The following is a 13,562-nucleotide window of genomic DNA, read 5'->3' on the forward strand; positions in this document are numbered from 1 at the left end:
AAACTTTTGCTTTGCCATGGTGGCTACTCCTCAGTCTTGTTGGGTGCGGTGGCATGGGCCACCCTACAGGTTGTGGTAGGGCGGGGCTTGCCCCCGCCGCACCGATCAGGCGTATTTTTTCTGGATGTCGTCGGACACGTTCTGCGGCACCGGCTCGTAATGGTCGAACTGCATGGTGAAGTTCGCACGGCCCGAAGACATAGAACGCAGCGTGTTGATATAGCCGAACATGTTCGCAAGCGGAACAAATGCTGCAATCGCAATCGCGTTGCCGCGCTGTTCCTGCCCGGTGACCTGCCCCCGACGAGAGGTCAGATCGCCGATCACGGAGCCGGTATATTCTTCCGGCGACACGACTTCGACTTTCATCATCGGTTCCAGCAGTTTCGCGCCGGCCTTTTTCAGACCTTCACGCATGGCCATCCGCGCTGCGATTTCAAAAGCAAGCACAGACGAGTCAACATCGTGATACTTACCATCCAGCAGTGCGACCTTGAAATCGATCACAGGGAAGCCAGCCAAGGGGCCGCTATCCATAACCGATTTGATGCCTTTTTCGACACCCGGCACATATTCTTTTGGAACTGTACCGCCAACGATCTTGCTTTCAAAGCTGTAGCCTTCGCCCGGTTCGGTGGGGCTGATTTCCAGCTTCACCTCTGCGAACTGGCCAGAGCCGCCCGACTGCTTCTTATGCGTATAGGTGTGCTCGATCTTGTGGCTGATCGTTTCACGATAGGCCACTTGCGGCGCGCCGATATTTGCTTCGACCTTGAATTCGCGTCTCAGGCGGTCAACCAGAATGTCGAGGTGCAGTTCGCCCATGCCCTTCATGATGGTCTGACCGGATTCCATATCCGTCTCCACCCGGAAAGAGGGGTCTTCTGCGGCAAGACGGGCCAGACCCTGGCTCATCTTTTCCTGGTCGTTCTTGGTCTTCGGCTCTACCGCGATCTCGATCACAGGATCGGGGAAGGTCATTGTTTCAAGAACCACAGGCGATTGCGGGTTGCACAATGTGTCGCCAGTTGTGGTTTCCTTCAGCCCTGCCAAAGCGATAATATCGCCCGCTGCCGCCCAATCGATCTCTTCGCGCGAGTTCGAGTGCATCATCATCATACGACCAACGCGTTCTTTCTTGCCTTTGGTCGAGTTCAGAATCTGGTCGCCCTTGGCGATCACGCCCGAATACACGCGCGTAAAGGTCAGAGTGCCCACAAAAGGGTCATTCATGATCTTGAACGCAAGCGCTGCAAAGGGATCGTCATCTTTTGCCGAACGCGCGATGTTGCGTGTCTCTGTCTCGTCGCTTGGGTCGAAGCCCATATAGGCGGGCACGTCCAAAGGACCGGGCAGGAAGTCGATGACAGCGTTCAACAGCGGCTGAACACCTTTGTTCTTGAACGCAGAGCCGGTGCAGACAGGAACGAAGTCCAGTGCCAGCGTTCCCTTGCGGATAAGGCGACGCAGCGTTTCCTGGTCAGGCTCGTTGCCTTCCAGATAGGCTTCCATGACGTCATCATCCTGGTCCACAACGATTTCGATCATCGTTGCGCGCCATTCGTCGGCCAGATCTTTCAGGTCGTCACGGATGGGCTGACGAGTCCAGCTTGCGCCCAGGTCTTCGCCTTTCCATGTCCATTCTTCCATCTCGATCAGGTCGATGATGCCTTCCAGCTGGTCTTCAGAACCGATTGGCAGCTGAACTGCCAGAGGCGTTGCCCCTGTACGGTCTTTGATCATCTTGACGCAGTTGAAGAAATCCGCGCCGATCTTGTCCATCTTGTTGACGAACACGATCCGCGGAACCTTGTAGCGGTCGGCCTGACGCCAGACGGTTTCTGTCTGCGGCTCTACGCCGGCATTGCCGTCCAGCAAGCAGATTGCGCCATCGAGAACGGCCAGCGAACGTTCAACTTCGATTGTGAAGTCAACGTGGCCGGGGGTGTCGATGATGTTGAAGCGATGCTTCTCGCCAATCGGGGTTGTACCGTCTACGGTCTTTTCCCAGAACGTCGTGGTCGCAGCCGAGGTGATCGTGATGCCACGCTCTTGCTCTTGCTCCATCCAGTCCATGGTGGCTGCGCCATCATGTACTTCGCCGATCTTGTGCGATTTGCCGGTGTAAAACAGGATGCGCTCTGTCGTCGTGGTTTTACCAGCGTCGATATGCGCCATGATCCCGAAATTACGGTAGCGATCAAGTGGGTATTCGCGTGCCATGATAATGTCCTCAGGCTTGCAGGTGGGCGGAAGTTACCAGCGGTAGTGGCTGAATGCCTTGTTGGCATCGGCCATCTTGTGCGTATCTTCACGCTTCTTGACGGCGGAACCGCGCGAGTTCACGGCATCGACCAGTTCACTGGCCAGACGTTCTTCCATGGTATTCTCGTTGCGGGTGCGTGCAGCTTTGATCAGCCAGCGGATGGCCAGCGCTTCACGACGCGAAGGGCGCACTTCGACGGGCACCTGATAGGTGGCACCACCGACACGGCGTGACCGAACTTCGACCGAAGGCTTGATGTTATCAAGCGCTTCGTGGAACACTTCGATAGGCGCGCGCTTGAGCTTTTGCTCAACCCGGTCCATCGCGTTGTACACGATCGATTCTGCGACCGACTTTTTACCGTCGATCATCAGGTTGTTCATGAATTTTGACAAAACCATGTCACCAAACTTGGCGTCAGGCAGGATTTCGCGCTTTTCAGCGGCGTGACGACGAGACATCTGATGCTCTCCTTACTTCGGCCGCTTCGCGCCGTATTTCGAACGGCGCTGCTTACGATCCTTGACGCCCTGGGTATCCAGAACACCGCGCAGGATGTGATAGCGCACACCTGGAAGGTCTTTTACACGACCGCCGCGGATCAGCACGACCGAGTGCTCTTGCAGGTTATGCTTTTCACCGGGGATATAGCTGATGACTTCAAACCCGTTGGTCAGGCGCACTTTGGCGACTTTCCGCATGGCCGAGTTCGGCTTCTTCGGTGTTGTGGTATAGACGCGCGTGCATACGCCGCGTTTCTGGGGGCACTGCTCCAGATGCTGCGACTTGGAGCGCTTGACTTTCGGCTGCCGCGGCTTGCGGATCAGCTGTTGGATCGTTGGCATTCCGGTTCTTCCCGTTTCAACCCGTGTTACACGGCGCTTGCGCGCCTCTCTATCGAGCGCTCAGGCCGTAATGGCAGAACGCATAAAACCGCTTGCGTCCCAATCATGGGTCGCCGCGGTGGAATTTCAGAGGATCGGGGCTTCTGGCCCGGATCATGACCACTACAATTCTGATACCTGACCCCGCGCAGCATGACGCTGCCTGATCAAGTATCGTGGCGTATAGGGGGAGTCGCAGGGGTTGTCAACAGGTGCTGGCCCTGTCGCGCGTGGCCCATTTGACTGCGGCAAAACTGCCGCGCGCGGGGCGTTCGGAGTGCGCGGGCGCAGGCATGTGCCGTGCGCCTGTGTCAGGGTTGCAGTGCCAGAAGTTCGGCGCGCGTAAAAGGGAAATTCGCCGCAAGAATGCGGTCCAGATCGCTCTGTGTATATTTCGGCTTTTCGCCAGAAGACAGCGCATCTGAATCATTGTCTCGGTGCACTGTGCGGATAAAGCGCGGGGTCAGCGCCTCGGTGTAGCAGTTCCAGCGGGTATGGACGCGGCGATGATCGGTCGAGAAAATGGTCGGCCGCGCGCCCACTGGCGCGATCATCCCCATCCCGATGCCAAGCGGCAATTTCTCGATCACACCATACAGGCGGTTGCCCTGTTCCGACAGTTCCAGAAACAACCCGTTGTTGAAACAGATCACTGCGGGCGCATCTGCCGCGCCAAGGGCGGCCACGTTCGGGGCGATAAGCTTTTGCGCGGCAATACAGTCGCGGCCCAAGGCGTCGTCATCATCCAGCCGGACAGAGACAAGATGCGTGGCCTCTGGCCGCTGGCAGGCCTCTATCGCAAGCTTGGTGGCTTTGTAATTGTTATGGGGTGGCAAGGCGACAAGATGCGCATCGCGCAAGGGCGCAATCAACCGGGCCGACCGCGCGCGCGCCTGCGGCGGAAAGTCGTCGCCAATCAACACGGCAAGGGTGAAATCCGCATCGGTCTGGGCCAGCAAGGATGGCAAGGTCAGCGCCTCGAACAACCGGAACCGCCGCGCCAGCCGGTCGGGCGCATAAAGCGTCTTGCGGATCGCCTCCACCCCTTGGGCGCTGATCTTGAAACCGGCATCTGCAACATATGAAAAGCGGATAACCACAATAATCTGTGCGCGCATGGCAGGGTGCACCCAATGTTTTTTTATCGAATGCCCCCAGCATTGCCCGACAGCGTACCAAATGAAAAGCCCCCGCAGCATATTTGCTGCGGGGGCCAGACTTTCTCAAATCACAGGCAGGCTGTGCTTAGTCTGGGCGTTTTCCAAAAACCTTGTCGGCCTCTGACATCTCGGCAGGCTCTGGCGCGGCCAGTGCTGCGGCGGCTTCCGCCTCGGCGCGGCGGGCATCGAGAACCTTGCGGTCCCTGTCTGCTGCAACCTGACGCACCTTGGTGACAACGCCGCCCGTGCCTGCCGGAATCAACCGGCCCACGATGACGTTCTCTTTCAGGCCCACAAGGAAGTCGCGCTTGCCCTGAACCGAAGCCTCGGTCAGCACGCGCGTGGTTTCCTGGAACGACGCCGCCGAAATGAAGCTGCGCGTTTGCAGCGACGCCTTGGTGATCCCCAGAAGGATTGGTTCGCCCTTGGCAGGTGCCAGCCCATGGACTGCCGCCTTCTCGTTCATCTCGTCGAACTCTGCCTTATCGACATGCTCGCCCTTCAGCAGCGTGGTTTCACCACTATCAAGGATCTCCCATTTCTGCAGCATCTGCCGCACGATCACCTCGATATGCTTGTCGTTGATCTTCACGCCCTGCAAGCGGTAGACGTCCTGCACTTCGTCGATCAGGTAGTTGGCAAGCGCCTCGATGCCCAGAATGCGCAAGATGTCATGGGGGGCTGGGTTGCCATCCATGATGTAATCGCCGCGCTGGACGAAGTCACCTTCCTGAACCGGAATGTGCTTGCCCTTTGGCACCAGATATTCCGCAGGCTCCAACGAGTCATCGACCGGCTGGATCTTGATGCGGCGCTTGTTCTTGTAGTCCTTCTCGAAGCGGACATAGCCATCAATTTCGCAGATGATGGCGTGGTCCTTCGGACGCCGGGCTTCGAACAATTCGGCCACACGCGGCAGACCGCCGGTGATGTCCTTCGTCTTGGCACCCTCGCGCGGGATACGCGCAACCACGTCACCGGCCAGAACATCCTGTCCATCTTCGACCGAAAGAACCGCATCTACCGACATCTGATAGGTGATCGGGTTGCCCTGCTCGTTGCGCACAGGCTCGCCGGTTTCCGCATCCATCAGAATAACCTCTGGCTTGAGGTCACCACCTTTCGGGGTCGAGCGCCAGTCAGTCACGATCTTCTGGGTCATGCCTGTGGCGTCATCGGTTTCATCACGAACCGAAAGGCCCGCGATCAGATCGACAAACCGCACGCGGCCCGTTGTCTCGGCGATGATTGGCAGGGTGTATGGGTCCCATTCAAACAGTTTCGCGCCACGCTCGACCTGCGCGCCATCCTTGACGAACAGTTTCGAGCCGTAGCCGGGCTTGAAGGTCGCACGCTCGACATTGTTTTCATCGATGATGACAATCTGCATCGACCGGCCAGAGACGATCAACTCGCCCGCAGCATTCTCGATGGTCTGACTGTTGCGCATGTCGATCCGGCCCGCAGCATTCGCTTCCTGGAAAGACTGGCTGCCACCCTGCGCAATACCGCCGATGTGGAATGTGCGCATTGTCAGCTGTGTGCCCGGCTCGCCAATGGACTGTGCCGCAATGATGCCCACAGCCTCGCCCTTGTTCACCAATGTACCGCGGGCAAGGTCGCGCCCGTAGCACTTGGTGCACACACCTTCTTCCGCTTCGCATGTCAGCGGCGAGCGGATCTTGACCGTTGCTATGCCCGACACTTCGATAATGTCAGCCTCACGTTCTTCGATCAGGGTGTTGCGCGGCACAAGGATTTCACCTGTTGAAGGATCAATCACATCTTCTGCGGCAACACGGCCCAACACACGCTCGGCCAGCGACGACACCACTTCGCCGTCATTCACAGCAGCTTGCGCTGTGATGAACAGGTCAGTGCCGCAATCGTCAGAGCGCACGATGCAATCTTGCGCCACGTCCACCAGACGCCGCGTCAGATAGCCAGAGTTTGCAGTCTTCAGCGCCGTATCTGCCAGACCTTTACGCGCACCGTGGGTCGAGTTGAAGTATTCAAGAACGGTCAGACCTTCCTTGAAGTTCGAGATGATGGGTGTCTCGATGATCTCGCCATTCGGCTTGGCCATCAGACCGCGCATCCCGCCCAACTGCTTCATCTGCGCAGGCGAACCACGCGCACCGGAATGCGACATCATGTAAACCGAATTCGGTTCCAGTTCGCGGCCTTCCGCGTCGCGGCGCACAGCGGAAATCTCGCCCATCATGGCATTTGCCACAGCGTCCGAACATTTCGACCACGCGTCAACGACCTTGTTGTACTTCTCGCCCTGCGTGATCAGACCGTCGAGATATTGCTGCTCGAACTCTTTGACCTGATCGCGGGTTTCATTGACAAGGCCCCATTTCTGATCCGGGATCAGCATGTCATCCTTGCCAAAGGAAATCCCGGCGCGGAACGCTTCGCGGAACCCAAGGCTCATGATCTGGTCACAGAAAATGACCGACTCTTTCTGGCCGCAATAGCGGTAGACATTGTCGATGACGTTCTGCACGTCTTTCTTGCGCAACAGACGGTTGACCAGTTCAAACGGCGCTTTCGCGTTCATGGGCAGCAGCGCACCAAGGCGCAAACGGCCCGGTGTGGTTTCAAAGCGGCGCAGAACCTCGTTTCCGTCTTCGTCAATCTGTTTGACACGGCACTGGATCTTGGCGTGCAGATGCACTTCGCCCGCCGCCATCGCATGCTCGACTTCCTCGATCGAGGAGAAGATCATCCCCTCGCCCGTCATGCCTTCGCGCATCATCGAGACGTAGTACAGACCCAACACCATATCCTGCGAGGGCACGATAATCGGCGCGCCGTTTGCAGGGGACAGAACGTTGTTGGTCGACATCATCAGCACGCGCGCTTCAAGCTGGGCTTCCAGCGAAAGCGGCACATGCACGGCCATCTGGTCGCCGTCAAAGTCGGCGTTGAAGGCCGAACACACCAGCGGGTGCAGCTGGATTGCCTTGCCTTCGATCAGGATCGGTTCAAACGCCTGAATCCCCAGACGGTGCAGCGTGGGCGCACGGTTCAGCAGAACCGGATGCTCGCGGATAACCTCGTCCAGAATATCCCAAACCTCGGGGCGTTCCTTTTCAACCAGTTTCTTGGCCTGTTTGACAGTGCTCGACAGACCCTTGGCTTCAAGCCGCGAATAGATGAAGGGCTTGAACAGCTCCAACGCCATTTTCTTGGGCAAGCCGCACTGGTGCAGCTTCAGTTCCGGCCCCGTCACGATGACAGACCGGCCCGAGAAGTCGACGCGCTTGCCAAGCAAGTTCTGGCGGAAGCGGCCCTGCTTGCCTTTCAGCATATCCGACAGCGATTTCAGCGGGCGCTTGTTGTTGCCCGTAATCACGCGGCCACGACGGCCATTGTCGAACAGCGCATCGACCGATTCCTGCAACATGCGCTTTTCGTTGCGCACGATGATATCGGGCGCGCGCAGTTCGATCAGACGCTTCAGGCGGTTGTTACGGTTGATGACGCGGCGATACAGATCGTTCAAATCCGAAGTCGCAAAGCGGCCACCATCCAGCGGCACCAGCGGGCGCAGTTCTGGCGGGATGACCGGCAGCACAGTCAGCACCATCCATTCCGGACGGTTGCCGGATTCGATGAAGTGCTCGACCACTTTCAAGCGCTTGATGATCTTCTTTGGCTTCAATTCGCCCTTGGCTTCTTTCAGCTCTTCGCGCAGGCGCGAGGCTTCATCGTCAAGGTCGATATTGGTCAGCATGTCGCGGATGGCTTCAGCGCCAATATTGGCGGTGAACGCATCAGCGCCATACTGATCCTGCGCATCCATGAACTCTTCTTCATTCATCAACTGGCCGTAGGTCAGGTCGGTCAGGCCCGGCTCGATCACGACGTAGTTTTCAAAATACAGAATGCGTTCCAGATCGCGCAATGTCATATCCAGCATCAGACCGATGCGGCTTGGCAGCGATTTCAGAAACCAGATATGCGCAACAGGGGCGGCCAGTTCGATATGGCCCATCCGTTCGCGGCGCACTTTTTGCAGCGTGACTTCGACACCGCATTTCTCGCAGACAACGCCGCGATATTTCATGCGCTTATATTTGCCACACAGGCATTCATAATCCTTGATCGGACCAAAGATGCGCGCGCAGAACAGCCCGTCGCGTTCGGGCTTGAATGTCCGGTAGTTGATCGTTTCGGGTTTCTTGATCTCGCCATAGGACCAAGACAAGATGCGCTCGGGCGAGGCCAGCGAGACGCGGATCTGGTCAAAGCTCTTGGTTTGGGCCAAGGGGTTGAACGGGTTTGTGGTCAGTTCCTGGTTCATGATCTTTTCCTTGAAAGGCTCGGAATGGGGGCGGCGTGGGATGCGTGAGGGCCACGCACCCTACCGGCTAGGGGCAGGGTGCGTTGGCAACGCGCAGCGTTAGCCCTCCTCCTCCGAATCCAGGAGTTCCATATTCAGGCCAAGGCCGCGGACTTCCTTCACCAACACATTGAAGGATTCAGGGATGCCCGCCTCGTAGTTATCCTCGCCCTTGACGATCGATTCATAGACCTTGGTCCGGCCTGCCACATCGTCCGATTTCACAGTCAGCATTTCCTGAAGCGTGTAGGCTGCACCGTAAGCTTCCAGTGCCCAAACCTCCATCTCGCCAAGACGCTGGCCACCGAACTGCGCTTTACCACCCAAAGGCTGCTGCGTTACAAGGCTGTAAGGCCCGGTTGAGCGCGCATGCAGCTTGTCATCGACAAGGTGGTGCAGCTTGAGCATGTATTTCACGCCCACAGTGACATTACGCGCGAATTGCTCGCCCGTGCGACCATCGAACACTGCCGACTGACCCGATGTGTCAAACCCTGCCCGTGTCAGGGCATCATTGACGTCAGCTTCCTTCGCGCCGTCAAAGACCGGCGTGCCAATCGGCACCCCGCGCGTGACGGTCGAGGCGGATTCAAGCAGATGCTCTTCATCCATGCCGTCGAACACTTCGGCATAGAAATCGTCGCCATACCCGATGCGCATCGCCTCGCGCACAGGGGTCATGTCGCCAGAGCGGCGATATTCTTTCAACGCCTCGTCAATTTTGACACCAAGGCCACGCAGCGCCCAGCCCATATGGGTTTCCAGAATCTGGCCCACATTCATGCGCGACGGCACACCCAGCGGGTTCAGCACCATATCGACCGTTGTGCCATCGGCAAGGAACGGCATGTCTTCTTCTGGAACAACCTTCGAGATGACACCCTTGTTGCCGTGACGACCAGCCATTTTGTCACCAGCCTGAAGCTTGCGCTTCACCGCCACGAACACCTTGACCATTTTCATCACGCCTGGTGGCAGATCGTCGCCGCGACGGACCTTTTCGACCTTGTCATCGAAACGGGCCTGCAACTGGCGTTTCTGCTGGTCATACAGCGCGTTCAGCGCCTCGACTTCCTGCGCCTCGGCCTCGTCTGCCAGCGCAAGCTGCCACCACTGGCCACGGCTTAGGCTTTCCAGCAATTCCGCATTGATCTCGGAATTGGCCTTGACGCCTTTGGGGCCTTTGACAGCCACTTTGCCAAGGATCAACTGGCGCAGACGCCCGTAGATGTTGCGTTCCAGAATTTCCAGCTCGTCATCGCGGTCGCGCGACAGGCGTTCAATCTCTTCCCGCTCGATCTGAAGCGCACGTTCGTCTTTTTCCACACCATGGCGGTTGAACACACGCACTTCCACGATTGTGCCATAGGCACCGGGCGGCAGGCGCAGCGATGTGTCGCGCACATCGGACGCTTTTTCGCCAAAGATCGCGCGCAGCAGCTTTTCTTCCGGTGTCATCGGGCTTTCGCCCTTTGGCGTGACCTTGCCCACCAGAATATCGCCTGCCTGAACTTCGGCACCGACATAGACAATGCCCGCTTCGTCCAGATTGCGCAGCGCTTCTTCGCCCACATTGGGAATGTCGCGCGTAATCTCTTCTGGCCCAAGCTTGGTATCGCGTGCCGCGACCTCGTATTCATCGATATGTATCGAGGTGAACACGTCATCCTTCAGAATACGCTCGGAAATCAGGATGGAGTCTTCGTAGTTGTAGCCATTCCACGGCATGAAGGCGACGACAATGTTACGCCCCACGGCCAGTTCGCCCATATCGGTACAGGGACCATCGGCAATAACTTCGCCGCGCGTCACATGGTCACCCACTTTCACCAGAGGGCGCTGGTTGATGCAGCTTGACTGGTTCGAGCGTTTGAACTTGCGCATGCGGTAGATATCGACGCCCGGTTCACCCGGTTCCAACATCTCGGTTGCGCGCACAACGATACGCTGCGCATCGACCTGGTCGATAACGCCTGCGCGCCGCGCCATGAAGGCCGCGCCGGAATCGCGCGCAACAATGCCTTCAATGCCCGTGCCCACAAGCGGAGAATCCGCCTGAAGCAACGGCACTGCCTGCCGCATCATGTTAGACCCCATCAGCGCGCGGTTGGCGTCGTCGTTTTCCAAAAACGGAATCAGCGAAGCCGCAACCGAGACAAGCTGTTTCGGCGACACGTCGATCAGATCGACCGAGTCGGACGGGTTCAGCATGAAGTCGCCGCCCTTGCGGGTGCTGACCAGATCGTTGACGAAACGCATGTTTTCATCAAGCACAGCATTGGCCTGCGCGATGGTGTGGCGCTGTTCTTCGGTTGCCGACAGATAGATCACTTCATCCGTGACCTGACCGCCATTCACCTTGCGATAGGGTGTTTCGATAAAGCCGTATTTATTCACCCGCGCGAAGGTCGCCAGAGAGTTGATCAGACCAATGTTCTGACCTTCGGGCGTTTCAATCGGGCACATGCGGCCATAATGGGTGGGGTGAACGTCGCGCACCTCGAAGCCCGCGCGTTCGCGTGTCAGACCGCCCGGCCCGAGTGCCGAAAGACGACGCTTGTGCGTCACTTCCGACAGCGGGTTGGTCTGGTCCATGAACTGCGACAGCTGGCTGGAGCCGAAGAATTCGCGCACTGCGGCTGCGGCTGGCTTGGCGTTGATCAGGTCTTGCGGCATGACCGTGTCAATCTCGACCGAAGACATCCGCTCGCGGATCGCGCGTTCCATGCGCAGCAGGCCAACGCGATACTGGTTTTCCATCAGTTCGCCCACCGAACGGACGCGGCGGTTGCCAAGGTGGTCGATATCATCAACCTCGCCCTTGCCATCGCGCAGTTCCGTCAGCCCACGGATACAGGCCACGATATCTTCGTGGCGCAGCGTGCGCAGCGTGTCGGGCGCGTCCAGTTGCAGGCGCATGTTCATTTTCACGCGACCCACGGCAGACAGATCATAGCGTTCGGAATCGAAGAACATCTGGTCAAACAACGCCGAGGCCGTGTCAACGGTGGGCGGCTCGCCCGGACGCATGACGCGGTAGATATCCATCAGTGCGTTGTCACGGCTCCAGTTTTTATCGGCGGCCATGGTGTTGCGGATATAGGGGCCGACATTGACGCCATCGATATCGAGCACGTCAATCGCGGTGATGTCATTGTCCAGCAGCACTTTCAGCGTGCCGCCCTTGACTTCACCATCCTTGTCCAGATCCCATGTCAGCTCGTCACCGGCTTCGACATAAATCTCGCCGGTTTCTTCATTGATGATGTCACGCGCGACATAGCGGCCAAGAATGCCCTCGAACGGGACCAGCAGATCCTTGACCTTGCCTTCGTCGATCAATTGCTTGACCGCGCGCGGCGTCATCTTGTCGCCTGCCTTGCAAATCACTTCGCCAGTTGCGGCATCGACCACGTCCATGGTGGGGCGGGTTCCGCGCACACGCTCGGGGAAGAACTTGGTGACCCAGCCCTTGTTCTTCTTCAGCGTGTAGGTGACGGTGTCGTAATAGGCGGCCATGATCTGGTTCTGATCCATGCCCAAGGCATAGAGCAGCGTGGTCACAGGCAGTTTGCGGCGGCGGTCGATGCGCGCGAAGACATTGTCTTTGGCGTCAAACTCGAAATCCAGCCAAGACCCGCGATAGGGAATGATCCGGCACTGGAACAACAGCTTGCCCGAAGAATGCGTCTTGCCTTGGTCGTGGTCAAAGAACACGCCGGGGCTGCGGTGCATCTGGCTGACGACAACACGCTCGGTCCCGTTGACAACAAATGTGCCATTGGGCGTCATCAGGGGCATGTCGCCCATGAACACGTCTTGTTCCTTGATGTCCTTGACAGATTTCGCGCCGGTATCTTCATCGACATCAAACACGATCAGACGCAACGTCACCTTCAGGGGCGCTGCGTAGGTCATGTCGCGCTGCATGCACTCGTCAATATCGTATTTGGGCTTTTCCAGATCGTATTTCACGAATTCCAGCGTGGCTGTCTCGTTGAAATCCTTGATCGGGAAAACCGACTGGAACACACCCTTGATTCCTTCGCCGTCCAGCGGCGCGTCCGCATCGCCAGAGCGAAGGAACAAATCATAGGATGATCTTTGAATCTCGATCAGATTCGGCATTTCCAGAACTTCACGGATCTTGCCGAACATCTTGCGGATACGTTTCTGGCCTACATAGGACTGAGCCATGCGCGTTATCACCTTTCCTGGTCTTCGCGGGCGGGCTGGCTGTTGGGCCTCAGCCGCCGGCCGCTTGCGAAATGGGGTGTGGCCCTATTCCTGCAAACCCTCCCACAGGTCTGCTCCCGAGCCGATCACTTTCCCTGGACAAGGCTTTGAAAGCGCGCTTTCACAAAGCCCTGTCCAGAAACAGTGAGAAACTGGGACCGGATAAATCCGGCCCCAGTTCTATTTTCAAAGGGTTGAGATGCTGCGCATCTCGCCCGATTACTTAAGTTCGACCTTAGCGCCAGCTTCTTCAAGCTTCTTCTTGATCTCTTCTGCTTCTTCTTTAGGCGCAGCTTCTTTGACAGCTTTGCCACCAGCTTCGACCAGATCCTTGGCTTCTTTCAGGCCAAGACCAGTGATCGCGCGGACTTCTTTGATGACTGCGATTTTGTTTGCGCCAGCTTCCAGCAGGACAACATCAAATTCGGTCTTTTCTTCGACTGCGGCGCCAGCGTCGCCAGCAGGGCCTGCCATCATGACAGCGCCGCCAGCAGCAGGCTCGATGCCATATTCGTCTTTCAGGATTGTTTTCAGTTCCTGAGCTTCGAGCAGCGTGAGGTTCACGATTTGCTCTGCAAGTGCTTTAAGATCAGCCATTGTTTCGTTCCATTCTGTTCAGGTTTGAGTGTCCGACGAGGGCGCATTCACGCCACACGGGCCAA

At 57.6% G+C, this 13,562-nt stretch carries 7 protein-coding genes; all 7 read right to left on the reverse strand.

Features of this window, described 5'->3' with window-relative positions; all coding sequences use genetic code 11:
• Positions 1-105: 105 nt before the first annotated feature.
• The 7 genes from fusA to rplL all read right to left on the reverse strand — a co-directional run bounded on the left by fusA (position 106) and on the right by rplL (position 13,497).
• The gene (gene fusA, locus BG455_RS07280) at positions 106-2,223 is read right to left on the reverse strand and encodes an elongation factor G (protein ID WP_071469334.1); all 2,118 of its coding nucleotides are present in this window, start codon (positions 2,221-2,223) and stop codon (positions 106-108) included.
• A 33-nt stretch (positions 2,224-2,256) separates the two neighbouring features.
• The gene (rpsG, locus tag BG455_RS07285; RefSeq protein WP_071469335.1) at positions 2,257-2,727 is read right to left on the reverse strand and encodes a 30S ribosomal protein S7; all 471 of its coding nucleotides are present in this window, start codon (positions 2,725-2,727) and stop codon (positions 2,257-2,259) included.
• A 12-nt stretch (positions 2,728-2,739) separates the two neighbouring features.
• Positions 2,740-3,111, reverse strand: coding sequence for a 30S ribosomal protein S12 (gene rpsL / locus BG455_RS07290; RefSeq protein ID WP_071469336.1), 372 nt, complete (start codon positions 3,109-3,111; stop codon positions 2,740-2,742).
• Positions 3,112-3,461: 350 nt separating this feature from the next.
• A complete protein-coding gene (locus tag BG455_RS07295) occupies positions 3,462-4,268 on the reverse strand; it encodes a glycosyltransferase (protein WP_170124749.1) in 807 nt (268 codons plus the stop codon).
• A gap of 127 nt (positions 4,269-4,395) precedes the next feature.
• The gene (rpoC, locus tag BG455_RS07300) at positions 4,396-8,625 is read right to left on the reverse strand and encodes a DNA-directed RNA polymerase subunit beta' (RefSeq protein WP_071469338.1); all 4,230 of its coding nucleotides are present in this window, start codon (positions 8,623-8,625) and stop codon (positions 4,396-4,398) included.
• A 99-nt stretch (positions 8,626-8,724) separates the two neighbouring features.
• Complete coding sequence (gene rpoB, locus BG455_RS07305; protein ID WP_071469339.1) at positions 8,725-12,861, reverse strand: DNA-directed RNA polymerase subunit beta; 4,137 nt, start codon at positions 12,859-12,861, stop codon at positions 8,725-8,727.
• A 258-nt stretch (positions 12,862-13,119) separates the two neighbouring features.
• A complete protein-coding gene (gene rplL / locus BG455_RS07310; protein ID WP_071469340.1) occupies positions 13,120-13,497 on the reverse strand; it encodes a 50S ribosomal protein L7/L12 in 378 nt (125 codons plus the stop codon).
• Positions 13,498-13,562 lie beyond the last annotated feature (65 nt).

Origin of the sequence: Roseinatronobacter thiooxidans, assembly GCF_001870675.1 — a bacterium.
Classification (GTDB): domain Bacteria; phylum Pseudomonadota; class Alphaproteobacteria; order Rhodobacterales; family Rhodobacteraceae; genus Roseinatronobacter; species Roseinatronobacter thiooxidans.